Below are 23151 nucleotides of genomic sequence, written 5' to 3'. Positions count from 1 at the left end.
GCCGGTCGGGGCGATGGTCCCGGCCGGCCGCTTTTCCCAGCGCCGGCGGGAGGCTACATGCTTCGACCGTGGCCGCGCGCTTGCTGCTGTTGCTGCTGCTGCACAAACGCCTCGTGCCTCTCCGCCTTGAGCTGGTCCTTGATCTGCACTGCCTCCATCGAGGCTTGAATCGACGGGGCTGGCTGATCCAGCGGCACGGTCACACCCGAGCTGGCGTAGTTCCAATAGTCCAGCGCTAAGACCTTGTCGTCCCTGACCTTGATCGGTCCATCCCAGCCGGCCTTGGTGCCACTGTTGTGCAGCGCGGCGGTGATCTGGGTCAGGCGGTCTTCCGGGAAGTGCTGGCCCTGGTCCGCGAGGCGTTCGCGCACGTCCTCGTACAGCGCGTGCTGCGGATGCCGTGCATCGCTGAAAGGCAGCAGCGGGGCGTGCACTGGCTCGCGTAGCGGCGCATGCAGCCCATCCGGGTTCAGGTAGTCCGGCAACGGGATGCCAGACCGGATGGGATCGCGCTGCATACCCTGCCGCATGCCGTGGTCCTGGCGCGCCAGGAGTTCTGCAAACGCCCGCTGCTGTGCTTCATGCGCGTCGTGCGCGGCCGGCGCACCGGGCACCAGCGTGCCGCGCAGCGAGTCGTAGCCGTCCTGCACCCATCCCGCGGGGCCGCGGGCCGACAGCGTGATGACGCCGCGCGTCAGCGCCACGTCGCCGCGGTAGCGGTCAATCATCGGGTCGAACAGCTGCGCCAGCTGCTGCGCATGCGGGTTGGCCAGCACCGAGCGGTGATGATCATCATTGAGGAAGTTGTGCATCTCGTGATACCCGACCGACGCACCAGCCGCCAGCACGGCGGTGCGCTCATTGAACAGGACGTCGCGGTCGTTCTCGTAGCCGTAGCGGGCCAGCGTGGCGATCTGCTGCGGCGTGGCATACACCCGCACCTGCCCGTAGTGCGCACCGGCCGCGCTCACCGGATCGGCTGCCATGACGTGGTTTATGACCGCATTGCCGCCTTCGGGAATGCGCAGATGCCCGAGGCTGACGGCCCCGTAGGCGTTGAAGGTCTCGCCCTTGAGGTTGAAGTAATGCGCGGTGACCTGGGTCAGGCAGCCGCCAAGGGAGTGGCCGGTGACGGTGACCTCGGGCGCGTGGCCCGTACGCCGTCCTGTTGCCTCTGCACGTTCCACTGCCCGCCGGGTCAACGCGATGGCGTCCGCGGCTTGCAGGTTGGCCCGCGCCAGCACCATGCCGCCATCGGCCAATGCCCCATCCTGGAGCATCTGCTCCGTGCCGCGATGCGCGACCACGATGTCGCCGGTGTCCACACGCTGATACATCGTGCCTTGGTAGCCCGTGCGCGGGTTGTCGAAGTGCTCAAGGATCTTGTAGGTGATGCCTTCGATCGGCACCCCCTTGCTGTTGTTTGGCGGACGAATGCCCGCCGGACGATCCTTGTAGGCATCCTTTGCCAGACCGGCGTACTGCTGCGAGGTCAGGCTCATGGCTGCACCTTCTTAGCCGTCAGGACCATGGCGAAGAGGTCGCCGCGCAGCTCAGGCTTGAACTTGGCGACATCCGTCTCGCCCCCGTCGGTGTAGTTGTCGAAGTCATCGCGTGGATAGCCGCCTTTCCAGAAATAGAGCGTTTTCGATTGCTCTGTCCGGATCGCGTCCGACGAGATGTAGGGAGCGAATCCGGTCTCGCCATCCGCACCGGTGGCCAGCAGCCCCACACGCGCCTCCGTGAGCTGCCAATGGCACACGCCGCGCCCGAGGTAATCCTCATCGCGCATCAGGTCGGCGTGGATGATGCCTTCGTACTGATTGGCCGAGACCTGCGTCAGCGCGAAAGGCTCATCGGTATCGAGGCTATAGGTGTACCCCTCAAGATTGCTGTCCGAAGGCGGCAGGCACCCTTCATTCACCACGTTGTACTGCGCCACGGCCCGCATGTACGCGAACGGCCCGGGCGGATGGACCAGCATCAGGCTGATCTTGTAGGCCTGCTTTGGCTGCGGGTTCTTCTGGATTTTTATGCTTGCCATCTGCGCGTCGCCGCTGAAGCGATGGCAGGCGGTCAATGTCAACAGCAGGCAACCGAGGGTGGCGTATCGAGCTAGGGGATTCATCGTGCACTCCATGCAAGGGTCTCTTCGCCCCATGCAAGAGTGACTTCAGTTGCCCTAAGTGGCGTTCTCGATTTACGAACGACTGGTTGCAGTGTGAGCAACCAAAAGAAGGCGGTGCCGAGCTGGCGCGCAAACACTGCATGCCCGGCCTCGGAAACAGGCCCGCACCAGAATCCGGAAACAAAAAAAACCGCCCTGTTGGGCGGTTTTTCTTCGGTGCGCGAGGCGCCTTCCGTCAGAGCGCGTAACCAAACTGCTGCTTGAACTGCTCGGCAAATTCCTCGTAGTCGAAACGCTGGTTCTGCGTTCCCGGATGCTCGACCTTCAATGCGCCCATCAGGTTGCCGATGCGGCCGATGGTCATCCAGTCGTAGCCCTTCTCGATGCCGAAGATCAGGCCGGCGCGGAAGGCGTCGCCGCAGCCGGTCGGATCGGTCACGCGGCGCTCGTGCGCCGGTGCGATATCGAAGGTCTTTTCCTTCGTGTGGATTTCCGCGCCCTTGGGGCCGCGCGTGGTGATGTAGGCCTTCACCCGCGACACGATGTCCTGCTCGCTCCAGCCGGTGCGTTCCTGCAGCAGGTTGGATTCGTAGTCGTTGACGGTGACGTAGTCGGCCAGTTCGATGAAGTCGCGCAGCTCGGCGCCGTTGAACAGCGGCATCGCCTGGCCCGGATCGAAGATGAAGGGTGTGCCGGACTCGGCGAATTCCTTCGCGTTCTGCAGCATGCCTTCGCGGCCATCGGGGCTGACGATGCCGAAGGTGACGCCTGGCACGTCCTTCACGTGGTTCTCGTACGACCGCATCATCGCGCCCGGGTGGAAGGCGGTGATCTGGTTGTTGTCGTGGTCGGTGGTGATGAACGCCTGCGGGGTGAACAGCTCGTCGATCACCTTGATGCGGTCCAGGCGCACGCCCATCTGCTCGAAATGCTCGCGGTAGGGGCCGAAGTCCTGGCCCACCGTCGCCATCGGGATCGGCTCGCCGCCCAGCAGCTTGAGGTTGTAGGCGATGTTGCCGGCGCAGCCGCCGAATTCGCGGCGCATGCGCGGCACCAGGAAGGACACATTGAGGATGTGCACCTTGTCCGGAAGGATGTGGTTCTTGAACTGGTCCGGGAACACCATGATGGTGTCGTAGGCCAGCGAGCCGCAGATCAAGGCTGCCATCGGCAAATCGTCCTGGGTGGGGAGCCCCCGGGAGGGGCGGAGCGAGGAGTTCCGGAACCTGTCCGGGGCGGCGGGACGCCGCGCGGCGCGTAGGGTAGCCGCTGGGCCCGGGCCGGGCCAGCTTCAATACAGCTTTTTGGGCAAAAGTTCCTTGTCTGGACAAGGGGCGGGGCGTAGTCTACCCGGCTCCTTGCGCCCCCTTTCCCCCCGGCAAAAAACGGCTGATTTCCTGATGTTCAAGAAGTTCCGCGGCATGTTCTCCAATGACCTGTCCATCGACCTGGGCACGGCCAACACCCTTATCTATGTCCGCGGCCAGGGGATCGTGCTGAATGAGCCGTCCGTGGTGGCGGTGCGCCAGGACCGCCTGGTGGGCGGCAACCGCTCGGTGGCGGCGGTCGGTTCGGAGGCCAAGCAGATGCTCGGCCGCACCCCGGGCCACATCAACACGATCCGCCCGATGAAGGACGGCGTCATCGCCGACTTCACCTATACCGAGGAAATGCTCAAGTACTTCATCCGCAAGGTGCACAAGTCGCGCTTCCTGCGCCCCAGCCCGCGCGTGCTGGTCTGCGTGCCCTGCGGCTCGACCCAGGTCGAGCGCCGCGCGATCAAGGAATCGGCCGAAGAGGCCGGTGCCCGCGAGGTCTACCTGATCGAGGAACCGATGGCCGCCGCGATTGGCGCCGGCATGCCGGTGACCGAGGCCCGCGGCTCGATGGTCGTGGACGTCGGCGGCGGCACCACCGAAGTCGCGGTGATCGCCCTGAACGGCATCGTCTATTCGCAGTCGGTCCGCATCGGCGGCGACCGCTTCGACGAGGCCATCATCAGCTACGTGCGCCGCACCTACGGCACCCTGATCGGCGAAACCACCGCCGAGCGGATCAAGCTCGAGATCGGCTGCGCCACGCCGCAGAAGGACCCGCGCTCGATGGAGGTCTCCGGCCGCAACCTCGCCGAGGGCGTGCCGAAGATGGTCAAGCTGAACTCGAACGAGGTCTACGAGGCCCTGCGCGAACCGCTGTCCGGCATCGTCGCCGCAATCCGGCTGGCGCTGGAGCAGACCCCGCCGGAACTGTGCGCCGACGTCGCCGAGCGCGGCATCGTCCTCACCGGCGGCGGTGCGCTGCTGCGCGACCTCGACCGCCTGATCAGCGAGGAAACCGGCCTGCACGTGCAGGTCGCCGACGATCCGCTGACCTGCGTGGCCCGCGGTGGCGGCCGCGCGCTGGAGCTGGTCGACATGCACGGCAACGAGTTCTTCGCGCCGGAATGAGTCGGCATGCGGGAGACGGCAGGCGGAAAGCAAGACATCCGCCACACACTGTCTGCGTGCTTTTAGAAAATGATGCAATGCCCGCGACGCGCCCTGCCGCGTCGCCTCCCCCGACTCCTGCCTCCTGTTGATCTGACGTGCCTTCCTACGCCGGTCCCTCCGCAAGCCGCTCCGGCGACATCGCCGACACCCTGCGGCTGCTGGCGTACCTCGCCATGGCCGTCGTCCTGATCGTGCTCGATCACCGCGGAGGCTGGCTCAGCCTTGTGCGGCAACAGGCCCAGGTGCTGACCCAGCCGGTGCGGGCCGTGGCCGGCCTGCCCGGACGCGTGGTCGAAACCGTTTCCAACGACGCCGGCACGCTCAGCCAGCTCACTGCCGAGAATCGCCGCCTGCGCAACGAGTTGCTGGTGACCCACGCGCGCATGGCGCGGCTGGCCACGGTCAATGCCGACAACGCGCGCCTGCGCGGCCTGCTCGGCGCGTCGGAGCAGGGCAGCCTCGACGTGCAGCTCGCGCCGGTGCTGGACATCGACCTCGATCCCACCCGCCAGCGCCTGGTCCTGCGCGCGGGCAGCAACAACGGCGTCCATACCGGGCAGACGGTGATCGATGCCGGCGGCGTGGTCGGCCAGATCATCGAAGTCGGGCCGCTGCAGTCGACGGTACTGCTGCTCACCGATCCCGACCATGCGATGCCGGTGGCGATCGCCCGCAACGGCGTGCGCCTGGTCGCCTACGGCACCGGTCGCGCCGACCAGCTCGCCCTCGCCAGCGTGCCGCTGTCGAGCGACGTGAAGGTGGGCGACATCCTGGTCACCTCGGGCCTGGGCGGACGTTTCGCCGCGGGCTTTCCGGTCGGCACCATCACCGCGCTGCGGCCGGACGAAAGCCGCGCGTTCCTCGTCGGCGACGTGAAGCCGGCGGCCCAGCTGGATCGCGGCCGCGATGTGCTGCTGCTGCGCACCCTGCCGGCGCGGCCGGTCATCGGTCCGGCGGCTCCGGGCACCGTGGCTTCCGCCCCCGTTACCGGGAGCGCGACGCCGCCGACGGACGCAACGCAGCCCGCTGGCGCACCCAAGTCCTCCGGCACGGGCCCCGCATCCGCGTCGGCGGCGAAGGTGCCGCGTCCCGCCGCATCGGCGGCGAAGACTCCCGCCCAGCCCGCGGACGCCGCCGTCAAGCGCGAACCCGCGCCCGCTCCGCCCACCCCGGAGGAGCATCGCTGATGCGCGCGCGTTCGCCCTGGATCCTGCCCTTGAGCCTGCTGGCCGCGCTGCTGCTGGCACTGCTGCCGGTGCCGCCGCAGCTGCAGGGCCTGCGGCCCTATTGGCTGGCCCTCGTGCTCGCGTACTGGGTGATGGAAGAGCCCGACCGGGTCGGCCTGGGCTTCGCCTTCCTGATTGGACTGGCCGCTGACCTGGTCGTCGGCAGCGTGCTGGGCGAACAGGCGCTGCGGCTGGTCGTGATCACCTTCATCCTGCAACGCTTCCGCGCGCGCCTGCGTTTCTTCCCGATGTCCCAGCAGGCCCTCGCGATCGGCGCGCTGCTGCTCAACGACCGCATCGTGACGATGGCGGTCCGCGTGACGCTGGGCGAGCCGGTACAGGCATCGCTGGCGTGGGTCTCGCCGCTGCTCGGCATGCTGCTGTGGATTCCGGTGTTCATGCTGCTGGACGGCCTGCGCATGGGCGGCTGGCGCAGGCGCTGATGGGCATACCCTGATGTCCTCACTGCGCCCGCGCCGCCGTGTACTGAAGAACGCCGCGCTGGAGGCCGACCAGTTCCGCCGCCGCGCGTTCGTCGCGTTCACCGGCGTGCTGCTGGCGCTCTCCGGCCTGGCGCTCTGGTACTTCCGCCTGCAGGTGTGGCAGCACAGCGAATACGCCACGCGCTCGGAGGAAAACCGCATCAAGCTGCGCCCGGTGGTGCCGGCGCGCGGGCTGATCTACGACCGCAAGGGCCGCATCCTCGCCGACAACGTGCCCGCGTTCCGGCTCGACGTCACTCCGTATGAGGCTGGCGACAGCAAGAAGTGGCTGCCGGAACTGGCGAAGATCGTCGAGCTCTCGCCCGAGGACATCGCCAGCTACGAGGCCAGCCGCCACGTCGCGCGCGGCTACAAGCCGGTCACGCTGAAGCTGCGCCTGAGCGAGGAGGAAACCGCGCGCTTCGCCGTCGACCGCTGGCGGTTCCCGGGCATCGAGCTGCAGGCCTACCTCAATCGCCGCTATCTCTACGGCGAACTGCTTTCGCACGTGATCGGCTACGTCGGCCGCGTCGACGCCAACGACCTCAAGACGATGAGCGAAAGCGACGCCGCGCTGAGCCATGTCGGCAAGACCGGGCTGGAGCGTTTCTACGAACAGGACCTGCGCGGCAAGGTCGGCTACGAGAAGATCGTGACGAACGTCGATGGCCGTCCGATGTATTCGGCCGGTCGCGTTCCGGCGCAGCCCGGCGCGGACCTGCGCCTGAGCATCGACCTCGACCTGCAGCAGGCGATGGTCACCGCGTTCGGCGACATGGATGGATCGGCGGTCGCGATCGATCCGCGCACCGGCGAGATCCTCGCCATGGTGAGCCTGCCCGGGTACGACACCAACCTCTTCGTCAACGGCATCTCGCACAACGATTACCGCGCGCTGATGGACAACGTGTCGCGGCCGCTGTTCAACCGCAACGTGCTGGGCGGCGGGCCGCCGGGTTCGACGGTGAAGCCGCTGATCGGCCTGGCCGGCCTCGACAGCGGCCTGCGCACGCCCGAATACAAGGTCTTCTCGACCGGCACGTTCTACATTCCCGGCCAGCGCCGCGGCTGGCGCGACGCGCACGGCGGCGCGGGCTGGACCGATCTTCGCAAGTCGATCTCGCAGTCGGTGAACTTCTACTACTACAAGCTTGCCTACGAGATGGGCATCGATCGCTTCGACCAGTACATGTACAAGTACGGGTTCGGGGGCAAGACGGGCATCGACCTTTCCGGCGAGAACATCGGCGTGGTGCCGTCGCCGGAATGGAAGCGCAAGCGTTCGAAGGAAGGCTGGTATCCGGGCGAAACGGTGAACGCCGGCATCGGCCAGGGCTACTGGGTCGCGACCGTCCTGCAGCTGGTGCGCGGCACGGCAGCTATTGCCGATGGCGGCAACCTGCGGCGCCTGCACCTGGTCGACGACCGGCGCGATGGCTATGACCGGCCCTGGACACCGCTGCCGCAGCCCGAGCCCGTGCGCATCACCGACAGCGCGAGCAACCTGCGTGCGGTGCAGGAGGGCATGATCGACACCATCCACGGTGGCGGCACCGGTGCGTCGATGGCGCGCGGTGCGCCATACATGATGGCGGGCAAGACCGGCACCGCGCAGAAGATCAGCCGCAAGGGCAACATCAGCTTCGATCCCCACTCGCTGCCGTACAACCTGCGCCACCAGGCGCTGTTCGTCGGTTACGCACCAGCGGACAACCCGACCATCGCGATCGCGGTATCGGTGGAGCACGGCGGCTTCGGCGCGTCGTCCGCGGGCCCGATCGCGCGCAAGGTGTTCGATGCGTGGCTGCTGGGCAAGATGCCGGAGCCGGCAGAAGGTGTGACGCGTTCGCCGCAGGGCGGGATGCTGATGCCGGGTCGGGCCCCGCCGGCGGCGGTACAGCCGGCGGTTGTGGCGCCCACGGCGCCGGCCGCCACGAACGTGGTTGCCACGGCGCCGGGCACGCAGTCGCAACAGGCACCAAAGCAGGCACCAAAGCAGGTACCGCAGCAGCAGACTCCGCAGCAGCAGACTCCGCAGCAGCAGACTCCGCAGCAGCAGGCACCGCAGCAGCAGGCACCGCAGCAGCAGGCACCGCAGCAGCAGGCACCGCAGCAGCAGGCACCGCAGCAGGCACCGCAGCAACAGAACCCGCAACAGACTCAGCAACAGACTCCGCAACAGATGCCACAGCAACCGCCGCCGTCGACGGAGCCCACGCGATGAGGCTCATCTTGCGCTGGCTGTTCGACATGCTGGTGCGCTTCACGCGCACACTCGACCTGCCGCTGCTCGGAGCGCTGCTGGCCTTGATGGCCATCGGCCTCGCCGTGCTGTACAGCGCTGGCGACCAGTCCATGCGGCTGGTGGTGGCGCAGGGCACCCGCTTCGCGATGGGCCTGGGCGTGATGTGGGCACTCTCGCGGCTGCCGCCGACGCAGCTGCGCAACTGGACGCCGCTGGTCTACGCACTGTCGATCATCCCGCTGCTGATCGTGCTGGCGATCGGGCAGGGCAAGCACGGCAACCTGTGGATCAACCTCGGCGTCTTCTATTTCCAGCCGGCCGAAGTGCTCAAGCTGAGCCTGCCGATGATGGTCGCGTGGTACCTCAATCGCCGGCCGTTGCCGCCGCGCTTCAACGTCGTGCTGGTGGCGGCGGTGATCATCGGCGTGCCCACCGGATTGATCCTGCTGCAACCCGACTTCGGTACCGCGATGCTGGTGGGCATCAGCGGCGCCTTCGTGCTGTACTTGGCGGGTTTGCCATGGTGGTGGTTCGGCGCGGCGTTCAGCGCGATCGCGGCGGTCGCGCCGGTGGCGTGGTTCTGGCTGCTGCGGCCGTACCAGAAGGACCGCATCCTCACCTTCCTCAATCCCGAGTCCGATCCGCTCGGTACCGGCTGGAACATCATCCAGTCGAAGATCGCGATCGGCGCCGGTGGTTTCTTCGGCAAGGGCTGGGGCGAGGGCTCGCAGTCGCACCTCAACTACATACCCGAGCACACCACGGACTTCATCTTCGCCGTGCTCAGCGAAGAATTCGGCTGGTTCGGCGTGCTGCTCGTGCTCACGCTGTACCTGTTCGTGATCGGCCGTTGCCTGTGGATCGCGTCGGGTGCGCGCGACGGCTATTCGCGCCTGGTGGCGGGCGCGCTCGGCCTGGCGTTCTGCGTCTACGTGATCGTCAATGGCGGCATGATCGCGGGCCTGCTGCCCGTAGTCGGCGTGCCGATGCCGCTGCTCAGTTACGGCGGCACCTCGGCCGTTTCGCTGCTCGCGGGGCTGGGCGTGGTGATGGCGGTGCATGCGCATCGGCCGGTGCACGCGCGCTGATGCTTCGCGCGCACTACATACGCGAAGCTGACCGGCGCGTTCATCCAGCGGAAAACAAAGGTTTTTCGCTGCCGGGCCGCATGCTACCCTCGGCCGCGATGACCCGATGCCCGTCCCCTTCACGCGCGTGGCTCAAGGTGCGGCCTGCGCTCACTTGCGCACTGGCCCTCGCACTTGCCGCCTGCGCCACCCAGGCACCGCCTCCAGTAAGCACGCCAACGCCCACGCCGGCTCCGCCGTCGGCGCCCGGCATGACCGCGTCCGATGCGATCACCACGCCGTTGCCGGTCGCGCGTCCGCCCAGCGACGAAGTGCGCGCGGCCTTCGTAAAGGAAACAGCGGTGAAGTACGGCCTGGACGCCGCCTACATCGAATCCGTGCTCGCACGCGCGCAGATCCGCGAAAGCACGCTCACGGCGATGTCGCGCCCGGCCGAGACCAAGCCGTGGCGCGACTACCGCCCGATCTTCATCACCCAGCAGCGCATCGACGGCGGCCGCGCCTTCCTCGCCGAGCACCGCGACCAGCTGGCGAAAGTGGAAGCGCAGTACGGCGTACCCGCCGAAGTCATCGTCGCCATCCTCGGCGTGGAAACCATGTGGGGCGGCAACACCGGCAAGACGCCGGTGCTCGATGCGCTGTACACGCTCGCCTTCAACTATCCGCGCACCAATGCGCCGGACAAGATCGAGCGCGAGAACCAGCGCGAAGCCTACTTCCGCGATGAATTCGCGCAGTTGATGAAGCTGGGCAAGGAGACCGGGCTCGACATCGCCACGCTCAATGGCAGCTATGCCGGGGCGATGGGATGGGGCCAGTTCATGCCGTCGAGCTATCGCGCCTACGCCGTGGACGGCGATGGCGATGGCATGCGCAACCTGTTCACCGACCCCGACGACGTGTTCGCTTCGGTCGCCAACTATTTCGTGAAGAAGGGCGGCTGGCTGCGTGGGCAGCCGGTGATGGTGCGTGCGAGCTTCACGCCCGGCCCGGTGGCGCTGGTCGACTCCAACGGCGACCCGATCCACTCCCTCGCGACGCTCGAGCAGGCCGGCTACAGGCCGCTGGAGCCGGTGCCGGCTGGCCTCACCGCCGCGCCGATCCTGCTCGATGGCGAAACCGCCGAGTACTGGCTGACCTTCCGCAATTTCCGCGCGATCTGGAGCTACAACAACTCCATCCGCTATGCGACCGCGGTGTACCAGCTGTCGCAGCTGATCGCGCAGCCGGCGGAAAACGTCGCGCCGGTCGCCGCGCCGCCCACCGACGGACAACCGGGCGCATGAGGTCCTTCGACAGGCTCGGGATGAGCGGAGTTGTGGTGGCGCTGGTACTGGGCCTCGCGGCCTGCGCCGGTGCTCCGAAGAAATCCGCGCCCCCCGCGGCTGCGGCTGCCAAGCCCGAGGCGCGCGCCGCCGCTGCTGCTGCGCCCACGGCGCGAAAGAAGTCGCCGTATGCGGCCGCGCAGGAGGATCCCGGCAAGCGTGGCAACTACGTCGCCGGTGGCCTCTACGCGCCGGGCGAGCGCGACAGCGTGCCGGACGAGATTCCCGACGTGGACGCGATTCCCGAACCGGAAGTCACCAACGAACCGCGCTCCGCGGTCGGCAACCGCAAGACCTACGCCGTGCTCGGAAAGAAGTACGAGGTGCTCGACCATCCGGGCGGCTACGTCGAAACCGGCATCGCCTCGTTCTATGGCAAGAAATTCCATGGTCGCCGCACCTCCAACCTCGAGGTGTACGACATGTACGCCTTCAGTGCCGCGCACAAGACGCTGCCCCTGCCGAGCTTTGCCCGGGTGACCAACCTCGACAACGGCAAGTCGGTGGTCGTGCGCGTCAACGACCGCGGCCCGTTCCATCCCGGCCGCATCATCGACCTCAGCTACGCAGCCGCGACCAAGCTCGGCTATGTCAGCAAGGGCACCGCGCGCGTGGAAGTGCGCGCATTGCTGCCCGGCGATGAGCAGGACGATCGCGCCGTGGCGAAACACGCCCCGCCAGCGCAGGAAGCTGCCGCACCCAGCGCCATCGACAGCCTGGTCGCGGCGATGCCCGTGGCGACCGCGGCGGCCGCCGACAAGCCGGGTGCGCGCATGGACCGTCCGGCACCAGGCGACTACCGCTTCGACATGCGCGGGGACGGCAAGGCCATGAGCGCGGCCGAATTCGACGCGTGGATGAAGGCGCGGCAGGTGCGCATCGCCACCGGCAAGCCCGGCAAGCCCGATGCACGCGCGCCGCAGGGCGAGGTCGTCCCCGGCCCGGACGCCCCGAGCCAGCCAGCCGCGCCGCTGGCCACCGAGGTCGTGAAGGCAGACGGCGTGGTCCTGCAGGTTGCCTCCTTCGCAGCGCGCGCCAACGCCGATCGCGCCCTGGCGATGCTGCACGGGGCCGGTATCGACGCGGCGTCCCTGTCCGACGGCGACGCCAACGGCCACAAGGTCTGGCGCCTGCGGGTGGGTCCGCTGGCGGCCACGGTGGCCCCGGAACTCGCCGCCCGCATCGCCGGCCTGGGCTTCGGGACGCCGCAACGCGTGCCGGGGTCCGCGGCAAACGGGCCCGCGTTGGACCTGGAGACGCGGTAAAAGTGATGCCGCGCCCGCGGCTGATAAAGGCAAGCAACGGGCTGTTGAGAACCCCCCCCAATTCGCCGTCTTCACATCGGACGTGGAGCCCGGCGCGACACTGCACTACGATTCGCCCAGTTTTCCGACTCATCCAAGTCGTCGACGTTTTTCCTTCCGCAGCACACAGGCCAGACCCCGGCCGCCGGAGCCACTCCCGCAATGAAATCCCGCTTCGCCCTCGCCGCCGCCTTCCTGCTCACCTCGACGCTCGGGCTCGCCGTGGCGCAGACACCCGCGCCCAAGCCGGCGCTGCCGCCCGCCAGCGACGCCCTGCCGGTCCCGCCGCCGCCGAAAGTGACGGGCACATCGTGGGTGCTGGTCGACTACGCCAGCGGCAACGTGCTGGCCGGCGACGCCTATGACACCCGCCTCGAGCCGGCGAGCATCACCAAGGTCATGACCAGCTATGTGGTGGCCGCGGAAATCGCCGGCGGCAAGGTCAAGGCCACCGACCAGGTGATGATGAGCGAGAACGCGTGGCGCACCGGCGGCGCCGGCACCGATGGCAGCTATAGCGGCTTCGAGGTCAACAAGACCGCGCCGCTGGAGCAGATGGAAAAGGGCATGGCGATCCAGTCGGGCAACGATGCCGCGATCGCGCTCGCCGAACACGTCGCCGGCAGCGAGGATAGTTTCGCCTCGCTGATGAACGCCTATGCCGCGCGCATCGGCATGAAGAATTCGCACTTCGTCAACGCCACCGGCCTGTCCGCGCCGGACCACTTCTCGACCGCGCACGACCTCGCGCTGCTCGGCCGCGCCTTCATCCGCGATTACCCCGAGACCTACGCCTACAACAAGATCAAGGAATTCACCGTCGGTCCGATCACGCAGCCCAATCGCAACCTGCTGCTGTGGCGCGATCCGACCGTCGACGGCATCAAGACTGGCCACCATTCCAGCGCGGGCTACTGCCTGATGGCCTCGGCCAAACGCGGCGACCAGCGCCTGATCAGCGTGGTGATGGGTTCGACCTCGGAGAACCAGCGTGCGAGCGACTCGCTGGCGCTGCTCAACTGGGGTTTCCGCTTCTTCGAGACCCACAAGCTGTACGACGCCGGCAAGGCGATCGCCAAGCAGAAGGTGTGGAAGGGCGCGGCCGACCAGGTCAACCTCGGCGTGGCCGAGCCGATGCTCGTGACCGTGCCGCGCGGCCGCTATGCGCAGCTGAAGCCGTCGATGGACGTGCCCAAGAGCCTGGTCGCGCCGATCAAGAAGGGCCAGAAGATCGGCACGGTCAAGGTCGTGCTCGACGGCAAGGTGATCGCGCAGCGTCCCCTGGTGGCGATCAGCGCGGTGGAAGAGGGCGGTTTCTTCAAGCGCCTGTGGGATGAATTCTGGATGTGGTGGGAATCCGAATAAGGCCCCCTGGGCGCACATCCTTTCAAAAAAAGGCTGCCTTCCGGCAGCCTTTTTCCTTTGCGAAGCGGGTACGCGCAGGCGCGGTTACAGGCGCACGAAGTAGGGAATCGCCATCAGGCCCGCGCCCACCAGCACCAGGGTCCAGGCGCTCGACACGAAGTAGGGGAACACCATCAGGGCGAGCCCGCAGACCAGCGGAATTGGCGCCTGCTGGCGCTTGCCATAGATGAAGTAGCCCAGCCCGATGGAGCTGAACAACACTCCCCACAACAACAAGCCGGTGTCCATCTTCATTGGTCCGTCCGCGCGATTAGGCGCATCCTACGCCCCTTGGATATTCCGCCCCTGTCCCCATTTCCGGCCCATGGAAATCAAGTCAGACAACCCCGAGCACGGCTTCCAGTTCCCCGGCTCCTTCGAGCTCAGCGCCATGGGTTCGGCCGAAATCGGCCTGGAGCGTGAATTGCCGCAGCGGCTGCTGGATGCCGGCATCGAGGTGCAAACCGAAACGGTGCAGTGGAAGCACTCGTCCAACGGCAAGTACGTGTCGGTGCGCATCAGCTTCCGCGCCGAAAGCCGCGAGCAGTACGACCTGGCCCACCAGGTGCTGCGCGACCATCCGGAAGTGAAGTGGACCCTGTAACGGCCGCGGCCTGCCCGCTCCCGCAAGCGAGCGACGCCGTCCCGGCGGCGCCAGCATTCCTGCGCGATCTCGGCCGGCAAGCGTACGAGCCGGTGTGGCGTGCGATGCAGCGCTATACCGACACGCGCGACGACCGCACGCCCGACGAGCTGTGGCTGGTCGAGCACGATCCCGTCTTCACCCTGGGCCAGGCCGGCAAGGACGAGCACGTGCTCATGCCCGGCGACATCCCGGTCCTGCACGTCGATCGCGGCGGCCAGGTGACCTACCACGGCCCCGGGCAGATCGTGCTCTACCCGCTGCTGGACCTGCGCCGGCTCAAGATCGGCGTGAAGGACTACGTCTGCAAAATCGAGCAGGCGATGATCGACACCCTGGCCGACTGGAACATCCACGCCCAACGCCGCGAGGGCGCCCCCGGGGTCTACGTCAACGGCGCCAAGATCGGCGCGCTGGGCATCCGCGTGCGCCACGGCTGCACTTTCCACGGCCTCGCCTTCAACATCGCGATGGACCTGGAGCCGTTCAGCCGCATCAACCCCTGCGGTTACCAGGGGCTGCAAGTGACCTCGATGCTAGACTTGGGCGGCCCGTCCAGCCTGGACGCGGTGAAACCGGCGCTGGTCGCGCACATCGCCCGCCTGTTCGGGCTGGATGTCGAATCCGCCGCACCGCAACTGCCTGCCTGACCCCCTCCGCTTCCCATCCCGACACCATGACCGAGTCCGCTTCCAAGACCATTCCGCTTGCGGTGGTGAGCAGCGATGCGCCTGCACAGCAACCGGCCGGCCGGCTCCAGGAAGGGGTGAAGCAGCTCGGTGGCGACAAGATCAACCGTTCGCCGGTGCAATTCGCCGACGCGCCGGTGCTGCGCAAGCCGTCGTGGATCCGCGTGCGCATCCCCAGCGACAACTCGGTGGCGCGGCTCAAGGCCAAGCTGCGCGAGAACCGCCTCGTGACCGTGTGCGAGGAGGCCAGCTGTCCGAACATCCACGAGTGCTTCAGCCACGGCACCGCGACCTTCATGATCCTCGGCGAGGTGTGCACGCGCCGCTGCTCGTTCTGCGACGTGGCCCATGGCCGTCCGAAGCCGCCGGATGCGGAAGAACCCATGCACCTGGCCACCACCGTCGCCGACATGGGCCTGAAATACGTCGTCGTCACCAGCGTCGACCGCGATGACCTGCGCGATGGCGGTGCCCAGCACTTCGTCGACTGCATCCGCGCCATCCGCGAGCACAGCCCGAAGACCAAGATCGAGACGCTGACGCCGGACTTCCGCGGCAAGGGCCGCATGGAGCGCGCGCTGGAGATCTTCGCGGCCGACCCGCCGGACGTGTTCAACCACAACATCGAGACGGTGCCGGCCCTGTACACCAATGTGCGTCCGGGCGCCGACTACCAGTGGTCGCTGACCCTGCTGCAGAAGTTCAAGGCGCAGCATCCGGATGTGGCCACCAAGAGCGGCATCATGCTGGGCCTGGGCGAAACCATGGAGCAGGTGCAGGCGACGCTGCGCGACCTGCGCGCGCACGACGTCGACATGATCACCATCGGCCAATACCTGCAGCCGACCGCGCACCACCATCCGGTGATGCGTTACTGGACGCCGGACGAATTCAAGCAACTGGAAACGTACGGCTACGAACTGGGCTTCAGCCACGTCGCCTCGGGTCCGCTGGTGCGTTCCTCGTACCACGCCGACCGTTCCGCGATCGAAGCGGGTTACGCCGAAGCGTGAACAGGGATGGCCGGGCTTCGCCCCGCCTTCCGTGACGACAAGCATGGTGCTTACGCAATACGCGTGCCGACCCCGGTCGACGCACGCGCGATGCGGCGAAACTGAACCTTTCCTGCGGACCGGCGCGCAAGGCCGGCAAATCGCACGCTTTGGTGCCATTTTCGCAGTCGACAGCGCATGCAACTTCCGGCACTGTGGACCGGTCGAATTCCGCGACATCCTTGATCCGGGCCACATGGGCCCGCGAAGCCCACGCGATGAATATCAAGACCCCACGTGCCGCGACCGTACTGGTTGCTTTCCTCCTCACCACCCCGCTCGCGCTGCTTGCCGCGGATGGTGCCAAGACCGCACAGCTGCCGACGCCGCCGCAAAGCGACAAGGCGCTGCTGAAGTCGGTCGATGCGAAGACGCTGCCGAATGCGCCGACCACCGACCAGACCACGGCGGCCAAGCTCGTGTACGGGCTGCTGTCCGACAGCCGCTACGCCTATCGCCCGCGCGCGCTGGACGACACGCTGTCGGCCGACATGTACAAGCGCTATCTCGAGGCGCTCGACGGCGGCAAGCAGTTCTTCACCGCGCAGGACATCGCCAGGTTCGATGCCTACAAGTTCAAGTTCGACGACGCGATCAAGTCGGGCAACCTCGATCCCGCCTACGCGATCTTCGGCACGTATCGCCAGCGTTTCGATGCGCGCGTCACGTATGCGCGCAACCTGCTCAAGCAGGACATCTTCACTTTCACCGGCAACGACCGCTTCGAGTACGACCGCGAGGACGCACCGTGGGTCGCGGACGAAGCCGCGCTCGACGCGCTGTGGAAGCAGACCGTGCGCAACGACTGGCTGCGACTGAAGCTGGCCGGCAAGCAGCCCGAGGACATTCGCAAGACGCTCGACAAGCGCTACCTCAACATGGCCAAGGGCGTGGCCGAACTGAAGGGCGAGGACGTCTTCCAGACCTTCCTCAACAGCTACGCCAACGCGATCGACCCGCACACCGATTACTTCACCCCGCGCTCGGCCGACAACTTCAACATGACCATGTCGCTGTCGCTGGAAGGCATCGGCGCGGTGCTGCAGAAGCAGGACGACGTGGTGGCGATCCGCGAGATCGTGCCGGGCGGTCCGGCCGGCAAGTCGCACAAGCTCAAGCCCGGCGACCGCATCGTCGCCGTCGGCCAGGGCGACAGCGGCGTGATGGAAGACGTGATCGGCTGGCGCATCGATGATGTCGTCGGCAAGATCCGCGGCGACAAGGGCACCAAGGTGCGCCTCGACGTGATCCCGGCCGAGGCCGGCCTGGACAGCCACCCCAACCGCCTCGTGCTGGTGCGCGACAAGGTGCGGCTGGAAGACCAGGCGGCGAAGTCGGAAATCATCACGCTGCCCGCCGCCAACGGCACGCCCGCGCGCCGCATCGGCGTGGTCAAGCTGCCCGGTTTCTACCAGGACTTCGAGGGCCGCCGCCGCAACGACGGCGACTACGCGTCGGCCACGCGCGACGTAGCCAAGCTGCTCACCAAGCTGCGCGGCGACAAGGTGGACGGCGTCGTCCTCGACCTGCGCAACAACGGCGGTGGTTCGCTCGACGAAGCCATCGACCTCACCGGCCTGTTCATCGAACGCGGCCCGGTCGTGCAGCAGCGCGAATCCGGCGGTCGCGTGCAGGTGTACGGCGACGAGGATTCCGGGATCGCGTGGGAAGGCCCGCTCGCGGTCCTGATCAACCGCGGTTCGGCCTCGGCGTCGGAAATCTTCGCCGGTGCGATCCAGGATTACGGTCGCGGCCTCGTCATCGGCGAGACCAGCTTCGGCAAGGGCACGGTGCAGAACCTCGTCGACCTCGATCGCTGGCCGGCCAATGAGACCGCGCGCTTCGGCCAGGTCAAGCTGACCATCGCGCAGTTCTTCCGCGTCAGCGGCGGCAGCACGCAGAACAAGGGCGTGGTGCCGGACATCGCCTTCCCGGTGTCGGTCGACGCCAGCGAATTCGGCGAGAGCACCTACGACAACGCGCTGCCGTGGACCCGCATCGCGGGCGTGCAGCACACGCGCTACGGCAACTTCGCGCCGCTGCTGCCGAAGCTGGAAACGATGCATTCCGCGCGCATCGCCAAGGACAAGGAATTCCAGTGGTGGAGCGAGGACGTCGCGCAGTTCCGCGAGGAGCGTGCGAAGAAGTCGGTGTCGCTGAACGAAGCCGAGCGCCGCGCCGAACGCGACCGCGACGACGCCAAGCGCAAGCTGCGCCAGGAACAGCGCAAAGCGCTGGGCCTCGCCATCGACCCGCTGGCCGACGACAACGCCGACGACGGCCTGGCTTCGAGCGAGCGCGACATCGCCAAGGACGCCGCCCGCGAGAAGCTCGCCGACCAGCGTCCCGACCCGCTGCTGCGCGAATCGGCCGCGATCCTGGCCGACGCCGTGCAACTGCTCAACGCCGACGGCAAGTTGTCCGCCACCGTGTTGCCGCAGGCGGCGACGCCAGGCCACTGGGCGGATTAACCGGCCGCGGCGCCACCACAAGAATCGGATAGCGGGCACCTTCGGGTGCCCGCTACGCTTGGGGCCATGAACGCCATGGTCAAGACATTTCCCAACCCGGCCAGCGGTTCCCGCGACAAGCTCGAGCGCGTGCGCGCGCTGCTCGACGCCGGCGAACCCTCGTTGAACGAACTGGCGGACGCCGTCGGGCTCAGCCCGTCCCATCTGCAGCGCAGTTTCACCGCGCGCTTCGGGATCAGTCCGGCCGAGTACCTGGCCCAGCGCAAGCTCGGCACCCTGAAGTCGGCGCTGCGCGAGGGCCGCGACGTCAGTGCCGCGCTGTACGACGCGGGCTATGGCTCGCCCTCGCGCGTGTACGAACGCGGTGCCGCGAAACTGGGCATGACCCCGGCCCGCTATCGAGCCGGCGGCGAAGGCGAGCAGATCCGCTGGAGCCTGCTCGACACCGCACTGGGCACCGCGCTGGTGGCGACCACGCAACGCGGCATCTGCATGATCGAACTCGGCGACGACATCGCCGCGCTGGAAGCGAAGCTGCGCAGCGAGTTCCCACGCGCGGCGCTGGAACGCGTGGACGCCGGCCGCGACGAATTCCTCGCCCCGCGCCTGCGCGCGGTGGCCGACGCGCTCGCGGGCAAACAGGCCCGCGTCGACACCGACCTGATCGGCACCGCCTTCCAGAAAAAGGTGTGGGACGCGCTGATGCGCATCCCGCCCGGCGAAACCCGCAGCTATGCCGAGGTCGCGGCGCAACTGGGCGCCCCGCGTGGCGCGCGCGCGGTGGCGAGCGCCTGCGCGCACAACCGCGTCGCGATAGTAGTGCCGTGCCATCGCGTGGTGCGTGGCGATGGTTCGCTCGGCGGCTATCGCTGGGGCCTGCCGCTGAAGGAAAAAGTGCTGCAGCGCGAGCGCGCGGCGTGACGCGCTAGCGCTTGCGTCGTCCCGGCGGCCGTGTCGGCAGCGCCAGCCCCTGCTTGACCGGTTCGAACACCATCCGCGTCTCGTAGCGCTTGAGGTTGTCGTCGCCGCCGAACAGGCGCTCGGCGACTTCACGCGTATGCGCCAGGCCGGTCGTCGCCAGGATCACCAGGTAGTCCCATTCGCCGGCGAGCACGTAGCACTGCTGCACCTCCGGTGCCGCGCGCAGGCGGGCGTGCAGCGCGGCGTGGTGGCGCGCGGATTCGCGTTCCAGCGCGACCAGCACGGTGGCGAGAGTGATGTTGCCCAGCTGCGATGGATTCAGCACCGCCACCGTGCGCATCAGGCCGCTTTCGCGATAGCGCTTGATCCGCCGCTGCACGGCGCTCGCCGACAGCCCCACCGCCTCGCCAAGCGCGGTCAGGGTGACGCCGGCATCGCGCTGCAGCAGGTCGAGCAGGCGGTGGTCGAATTCATCGAGGGCGAGGGAATTGGTCACGCAAAATTCTTGCGCGATCGCGGGTTTATTTTCAAGCGCGATGCTTGGCGCGTCGATACGCTGTTTGTATCCCCCGTCGTGAAGCCCGTTCGCTCATGGTCCCGATCGAGCAATTGCTGCTGTTCGCCGCCACCGCGCTGGTCATGGTGCTGACCCCGGGCCCGAACATGATCTACCTGGTCTCGCGTTCGGTGAGCCAGGGGCCGCGTGCGGGGGTGGTGTCGCTGTTGGGCGTGGTGTGCGCCTTCCTGGTGCACATGACGGCCGCCGCGGCCGGACTCACCGCACTGTTCGTGGCGGTGCCGCTGGCCTACGACACGCTCAAGGTCGCCGGTGCCGCGTACCTGCTGTACCTGGCGTGGCAGGCGGTCAAGCCGGGCGCGCGATCCCCCCTGCAACCGGCGCTATTGCCGCCGGACTCGCCGGGCAGGTTGTTCCGCATGGGCTTCCTCACCTGCCTGCTGAATCCGAAGGCGGCTGTGCTGTACCTGTCGATCCTGCCGCAGTTCGTCGATCCGCATCGCGGCTCGGTGTTCGCCCAGAGCGTATTGCTAGGCAGCTTGCAGATCGCGATCAGCTTCACCTTCAACCTGCTGATTGCGCTCTCGGCGGCCGGCCTGGCGGCATGGTTCGCGCGCAAGCCGGCGTGGATGGCGGCGCAGCGCTACCTCATGGGCAGCGTGCTCGGCGGCTTGGCCGTGCGCATGGTGCTCGAACCACGCCGGTTGGCCTGAGGAGAAGGCGATGACGATCGAAGTGACCTTGCAGGCGCTCGCCGCCTTCCCGCAGCAACTGGCGGCGCACTACGCCGCCGTGCCCACGGGCTTCGTACAGTGGGCGCCGACGTCCTGGGACGGCGTGCCCAGCGAGCGGTTCACGCCCCTGCAGCAGGTGTTGCACGTCCGCGACATCGAGGTCGACGGCTACCACGTGCGTTTCCAGCGTACGCTGCACGAAACGCATCCCCTGCTGGCCGACATCGACAGCTATGCCCTGGCGGCGGAACGGCGCTATGCGCAGGCCGCGGATGCGACGGCTGCACTGGCGGAATTCCGCGTTGCACGGACGCGCACAGTGGCCATGCTGGCGGCGCTGCATCCTGACGACTGGTCCCGCACGGCCCAGTTCGATGGATACGGCCCGGTCACGATGCGTGGCCTGGCGCATTACCTGTGCAGCCACGACCAGCAACATCTCGCCGGGCTGCAATGGCTGCTGGGGCAGATCGAGGCCTCGCGCGTCGCCATCGCCACTTCCTGAAGCCTTCCATTCCGTTACTTCTCCCATGACCGCCATCGCCTCCACTCCCGAACGCACCGCCTCCGCGCTTGCAATCGCCCTGGCACTGGCCGCGGTGTATGTGCTGTGGGGCTCGACCTACCTGGCGATCCGCTTCGCGCTGGAGGGCTATCCGCCGTTCCTGCTCGGCGCCATCCGCATGGCCATCGCCGGCGCACTGATGTTCGCGGTGCTGCGCTGGCGCGGCGTGAAGCCGCCCACGAAGAAGCAGTGGCGCACGCTGGCCGTGCTGTCGATCTTCATGGTGCTGTTGTCGAACGGGCTGGTGAACCTCGCCGAGACCCAGGTGGGTTCCGGCCTCGCCGCGATCGCCGTCGCTTCGATGCCGCTGTTCGCCGGCGTGTTCGCGATGCTGCGCGGGCGCCATCCGACGAAGATCGAGTGGGTCGGGACGATCATCGGCTTCCTCGGCGTGATCTGGCTCAACGCGGGCAGCGAGTTGTCCTCGTCGGTGCTGGGCGTGGTCTGCCTGGCGACGGCCGCCATCTCGTGGGCCTGGGGCTCGATCTGGAGCCGCGACCAGGACCTGCCCGAGCCCTTCATGTCGGCGGCCGTGCAGATGCTGACGGGTAGCGTGTGGATGCTGGTCGCGGCGCTCGTCACCGGCGAGCGCTTTGCCGGCGTGCCCTCGATGGGCGCCACGGCGGCCATGCTGTATCTCGTCGTTGCCGGCTCGATCTTCGGCTTCACTGCCTATATCTGGCTGCTGCACCACGTGCGCCCGGCGCTGGCGACAAGCTACGCCTACGTGAATCCGCCGATCGCGGTGTTCTTCGGCTTCATGCTTGGTGGCGAAAGCTTCACCACGCACGATCTCGGTGCGATGGCCGTGATCCTGGCCGGCGTCGTCATCATCACGCTGGCGAAGGCGCGGGCCACGACACCGGTGCCTGCCGCGGCCTCCGCCGACGCATCCGCCAGCGAGCCCGCCGCATGAATCCGGCTGCCGAAAATCGCAGCGGCCTGTGGGTGGCGGTCGCCTCGTTCGTACTGTGGGGCTTGATGCCGCTGTACTGGCATCTGCTCAAGGCGGTGCCGTCGATGCAGGTGGTCGCGCATCGCGTGGTGTGGAGCACGCTGCTGGTGGTGGCGTGGCTGTTGTGGAAGAACGGCCGCGGCTGGCTGCGCGTCGCGCTGACGCGGCCACGCGCGGCGTGGATGCTGGCGCTGAGCGGCGCACTGATCGGCTTCAACTGGAGCCTGTACATCTGGGCGGTGAACGCCGGCCACGTGGTCGAGAGCAGCCTGGGCTACTTCATCAATCCGCTGTTGAACGTGGTGCTCGGCGTGGTGTTCCTGCACGAACGCCTGAGCCGCGCGCAGTGGGCCGCGGTGACGCTCGCCGCGGCGGGCGTGGTCTGGCTGACCGTGAACTTCGGCCAGCCGCCGTGGATCGCGATCTGCCTGGCGTTGTCGTTCGCCCTGTATGGCCTGTTGCGCAAGCTGCTGGCGATCGATGCGGTGACCGGTCTCGGGATCGAAAGCGTCTACCTGTTCCTGCCTGCACTGGCGATGCTGGTATGGGGCGAGGCGCACGGGCAGGGCGGCTTCCTGCCGTTGGGTGGCGCGCCCGGTTGGGGCATGGGCATGGATGCGCTGCTGATCCTCGGCGGCGCGCTCACCGCGCTGCCGCTGATCGGCTTCGCCTTCGCGGTGCGACGCGTGCCGCTGTCGGTGGTGGGGTTGTTGCAGTACATCGCGCCGACGCTGCAGTTCCTCACCGGCGTGTTCGTGTTCCACGAAGCCTTCGACCAGCAGCGCCTGGTCGGCTTCGTCTTCATCTGGATCGGACTGGCGATCTTCGCGCTCGAAGGGCTGCTGCGTTCGCGGCGGCGGGCGGCGCCGGTCGTGGCCGCGCCGGTGACTGCACGCGAGGCGTGAACCCACGA

At 67.6% G+C, this 23151-nt stretch carries 21 protein-coding genes and 1 pseudogene; 17 read left to right on the top strand and 5 right to left on the bottom strand.

What is annotated here, in order from left to right; all coding sequences use genetic code 11:
• Positions 1-53: 53 nt before the first annotated feature.
• The 3 genes from ACYVGE_RS10540 to ACYVGE_RS10530 all read right to left on the bottom strand — a co-directional run bounded on the left by ACYVGE_RS10540 (position 54) and on the right by ACYVGE_RS10530 (position 3296).
• Complete coding sequence (locus ACYVGE_RS10540) at positions 54-1502, bottom strand: alpha/beta hydrolase family protein (RefSeq protein WP_460729662.1); 1449 nt, start codon at positions 1500-1502, stop codon at positions 54-56.
• Entirely contained in the window at positions 1499-2128 is a 630-nt protein-coding gene (locus ACYVGE_RS10535; protein WP_460729660.1) for a hypothetical protein, read from the bottom strand. Before ACYVGE_RS10535 ends, ACYVGE_RS10540 begins: the two co-directional genes overlap by 4 nt.
• A gap of 235 nt (positions 2129-2363) precedes the next feature.
• Positions 2364-3296: a carbohydrate kinase family protein gene (locus tag ACYVGE_RS10530; protein ID WP_460729658.1), complete on the bottom strand. Its 933-nt coding sequence runs from the start codon at positions 3294-3296 to the stop codon at positions 2364-2366.
• Between the two features lie 232 nt (positions 3297-3528).
• On the opposite strand from ACYVGE_RS10530, the gene ACYVGE_RS10525 reads away from it, so the two are divergent.
• The 8 genes and pseudogenes from ACYVGE_RS10525 (at position 3529) to ACYVGE_RS10490 (ending at position 13652) form a co-directional block, all read left to right on the top strand.
• A complete protein-coding gene (locus tag ACYVGE_RS10525) occupies positions 3529-4575 on the top strand; it encodes a rod shape-determining protein (RefSeq protein WP_310054323.1) in 1047 nt (348 codons plus the stop codon).
• Between the two features lie 137 nt (positions 4576-4712).
• Positions 4713-5804: a rod shape-determining protein MreC gene (gene mreC, locus ACYVGE_RS10520; protein WP_460729656.1), complete on the top strand. Its 1092-nt coding sequence runs from the start codon at positions 4713-4715 to the stop codon at positions 5802-5804.
• Positions 5801-6286 (top strand): rod shape-determining protein MreD, encoded by a 486-nt coding sequence (gene mreD, locus ACYVGE_RS10515; protein WP_457096594.1) that lies wholly within the window; start codon positions 5801-5803, stop codon positions 6284-6286. The genes mreC and mreD overlap by 4 nt, the downstream gene beginning before the upstream one ends.
• A gap of 13 nt (positions 6287-6299) precedes the next feature.
• Positions 6300-8342 (top strand): annotated as a pseudogene (gene mrdA, locus ACYVGE_RS10510) (penicillin-binding protein 2); the annotation flags it as partial.
• A 203-nt stretch (positions 8343-8545) separates the two neighbouring features.
• Complete coding sequence (rodA, locus tag ACYVGE_RS10505) at positions 8546-9658, top strand: rod shape-determining protein RodA (protein ID WP_457096352.1); 1113 nt, start codon at positions 8546-8548, stop codon at positions 9656-9658.
• A gap of 98 nt (positions 9659-9756) precedes the next feature.
• Positions 9757-10944: a lytic murein transglycosylase B gene (gene mltB, locus ACYVGE_RS10500; RefSeq protein ID WP_460729654.1), complete on the top strand. Its 1188-nt coding sequence runs from the start codon at positions 9757-9759 to the stop codon at positions 10942-10944.
• Complete coding sequence (locus ACYVGE_RS10495; protein ID WP_460729652.1) at positions 10941-12248, top strand: septal ring lytic transglycosylase RlpA family protein; 1308 nt, start codon at positions 10941-10943, stop codon at positions 12246-12248. Before mltB ends, ACYVGE_RS10495 begins: the two co-directional genes overlap by 4 nt.
• Before the next feature lie 201 nt (positions 12249-12449).
• Entirely contained in the window at positions 12450-13652 is a 1203-nt protein-coding gene (locus ACYVGE_RS10490) for a D-alanyl-D-alanine carboxypeptidase family protein (RefSeq protein ID WP_460729650.1), read from the top strand.
• Between the two features lie 84 nt (positions 13653-13736).
• On the opposite strand, the gene ACYVGE_RS10485 is transcribed toward ACYVGE_RS10490, so the two are convergent.
• Positions 13737-13946 (bottom strand): hypothetical protein, encoded by a 210-nt coding sequence (locus ACYVGE_RS10485; protein WP_460729648.1) that lies wholly within the window; start codon positions 13944-13946, stop codon positions 13737-13739.
• Between the two features lie 70 nt (positions 13947-14016).
• Here ACYVGE_RS10485 and ACYVGE_RS10480 point away from each other — a divergent pair, with 70 nt between their 5' ends.
• From ACYVGE_RS10480 to ACYVGE_RS10460, 5 genes are all read left to right on the top strand, one after another.
• Positions 14017-14295, top strand: coding sequence for a DUF493 family protein (locus tag ACYVGE_RS10480; protein ID WP_460729646.1), 279 nt, complete (start codon positions 14017-14019; stop codon positions 14293-14295).
• 59 nt (positions 14296-14354) lie between these two features.
• Positions 14355-14984, top strand: coding sequence for a lipoyl(octanoyl) transferase LipB (gene lipB / locus ACYVGE_RS10475; RefSeq protein WP_460730560.1), 630 nt, complete (start codon positions 14355-14357; stop codon positions 14982-14984).
• Positions 14985-15010: 26 nt separating this feature from the next.
• On the top strand, positions 15011-16036 hold the full coding sequence (gene lipA / locus ACYVGE_RS10470; protein ID WP_460729644.1) for a lipoyl synthase: 1026 nt from the start codon (positions 15011-15013) through the stop codon (positions 16034-16036).
• 257 nt (positions 16037-16293) lie between these two features.
• On the top strand, positions 16294-18546 hold the full coding sequence (locus tag ACYVGE_RS10465; RefSeq protein WP_460729642.1) for a carboxy terminal-processing peptidase: 2253 nt from the start codon (positions 16294-16296) through the stop codon (positions 18544-18546).
• A 66-nt stretch (positions 18547-18612) separates the two neighbouring features.
• Positions 18613-19467 carry a methylated-DNA--[protein]-cysteine S-methyltransferase gene (locus ACYVGE_RS10460; protein ID WP_460729639.1) on the top strand — a complete coding sequence of 285 codons (855 nt, stop codon included), beginning with the start codon at positions 18613-18615 and terminating at the stop codon, positions 19465-19467.
• 4 nt (positions 19468-19471) lie between these two features.
• Here ACYVGE_RS10460 and ACYVGE_RS10455 read toward each other — a convergent pair whose 3' ends face one another.
• On the bottom strand, positions 19472-19963 hold the full coding sequence (locus ACYVGE_RS10455) for an Lrp/AsnC family transcriptional regulator (protein WP_310054304.1): 492 nt from the start codon (positions 19961-19963) through the stop codon (positions 19472-19474).
• Positions 19964-20058: 95 nt separating this feature from the next.
• On the opposite strand from ACYVGE_RS10455, the gene ACYVGE_RS10450 reads away from it, so the two are divergent.
• Genes ACYVGE_RS10450 through rarD form a run of 4 tightly spaced genes read left to right on the top strand, consistent with a single transcriptional unit; the run spans position 20059 to position 23143 of the window.
• Positions 20059-20697 (top strand): LysE family translocator, encoded by a 639-nt coding sequence (locus ACYVGE_RS10450; protein ID WP_460729637.1) that lies wholly within the window; start codon positions 20059-20061, stop codon positions 20695-20697.
• Positions 20698-20707: 10 nt separating this feature from the next.
• Positions 20708-21223: a DinB family protein gene (locus tag ACYVGE_RS10445; RefSeq protein WP_460729634.1), complete on the top strand. Its 516-nt coding sequence runs from the start codon at positions 20708-20710 to the stop codon at positions 21221-21223.
• A 25-nt stretch (positions 21224-21248) separates the two neighbouring features.
• On the top strand, positions 21249-22199 hold the full coding sequence (yedA, locus tag ACYVGE_RS10440) for a drug/metabolite exporter YedA (protein ID WP_460729632.1): 951 nt from the start codon (positions 21249-21251) through the stop codon (positions 22197-22199).
• Positions 22196-23143 (top strand): EamA family transporter RarD, encoded by a 948-nt coding sequence (gene rarD / locus ACYVGE_RS10435; RefSeq protein WP_460729630.1) that lies wholly within the window; start codon positions 22196-22198, stop codon positions 23141-23143. Before yedA ends, rarD begins: the two co-directional genes overlap by 4 nt.
• Positions 23144-23151 lie beyond the last annotated feature (8 nt).

The sequence above is a fragment of the Lysobacter rhizosphaerae genome (assembly GCF_054779795.1).
Note: the sequence above shows the minus strand (reverse complement) of the source record. Positions and strands in the feature narration are given on the sequence as shown.

What these genes read in the sequence shown, in the direction of transcription:
- ACYVGE_RS10530 (WP_460729658.1), bottom strand. Translation starts at nt 3,296, where the DNA reads ATGGCAGCCTTGATCTGCGGCTCGCTGGCCTACGACACCATCATGGTG.
- lipA (WP_460729644.1), top strand. Translation starts at nt 15,011, where the DNA reads ATGACCGAGTCCGCTTCCAAGACCATTCCGCTTGCGGTGGTGAGCAGC.
- ACYVGE_RS10465 (WP_460729642.1), top strand. Translation starts at nt 16,294, where the DNA reads ATGAATATCAAGACCCCACGTGCCGCGACCGTACTGGTTGCTTTCCTC.
- mltB (WP_460729654.1), top strand. Translation starts at nt 9,757, where the DNA reads ATGACCCGATGCCCGTCCCCTTCACGCGCGTGGCTCAAGGTGCGGCCT.
- ACYVGE_RS10495 (WP_460729652.1), top strand. Translation starts at nt 10,941, where the DNA reads ATGAGGTCCTTCGACAGGCTCGGGATGAGCGGAGTTGTGGTGGCGCTG.
- ACYVGE_RS10535 (WP_460729660.1), bottom strand. Translation starts at nt 2,128, where the DNA reads ATGAATCCCCTAGCTCGATACGCCACCCTCGGTTGCCTGCTGTTGACA.
- ACYVGE_RS10540 (WP_460729662.1), bottom strand. Translation starts at nt 1,502, where the DNA reads ATGAGCCTGACCTCGCAGCAGTACGCCGGTCTGGCAAAGGATGCCTAC.
- ACYVGE_RS10460 (WP_460729639.1), top strand. Translation starts at nt 18,613, where the DNA reads ATGAACGCCATGGTCAAGACATTTCCCAACCCGGCCAGCGGTTCCCGC.
- ACYVGE_RS10445 (WP_460729634.1), top strand. Translation starts at nt 20,708, where the DNA reads ATGACGATCGAAGTGACCTTGCAGGCGCTCGCCGCCTTCCCGCAGCAA.
- ACYVGE_RS10450 (WP_460729637.1), top strand. Translation starts at nt 20,059, where the DNA reads ATGGTCCCGATCGAGCAATTGCTGCTGTTCGCCGCCACCGCGCTGGTC.
- rodA (WP_457096352.1), top strand. Translation starts at nt 8,546, where the DNA reads ATGAGGCTCATCTTGCGCTGGCTGTTCGACATGCTGGTGCGCTTCACG.
- ACYVGE_RS10480 (WP_460729646.1), top strand. Translation starts at nt 14,017, where the DNA reads ATGGAAATCAAGTCAGACAACCCCGAGCACGGCTTCCAGTTCCCCGGC.
- ACYVGE_RS10525 (WP_310054323.1), top strand. Translation starts at nt 3,529, where the DNA reads ATGTTCAAGAAGTTCCGCGGCATGTTCTCCAATGACCTGTCCATCGAC.
- ACYVGE_RS10485 (WP_460729648.1), bottom strand. Translation starts at nt 13,946, where the DNA reads ATGAAGATGGACACCGGCTTGTTGTTGTGGGGAGTGTTGTTCAGCTCC.
- ACYVGE_RS10490 (WP_460729650.1), top strand. Translation starts at nt 12,450, where the DNA reads ATGAAATCCCGCTTCGCCCTCGCCGCCGCCTTCCTGCTCACCTCGACG.
- rarD (WP_460729630.1), top strand. Translation starts at nt 22,196, where the DNA reads ATGAATCCGGCTGCCGAAAATCGCAGCGGCCTGTGGGTGGCGGTCGCC.
- yedA (WP_460729632.1), top strand. Translation starts at nt 21,249, where the DNA reads ATGACCGCCATCGCCTCCACTCCCGAACGCACCGCCTCCGCGCTTGCA.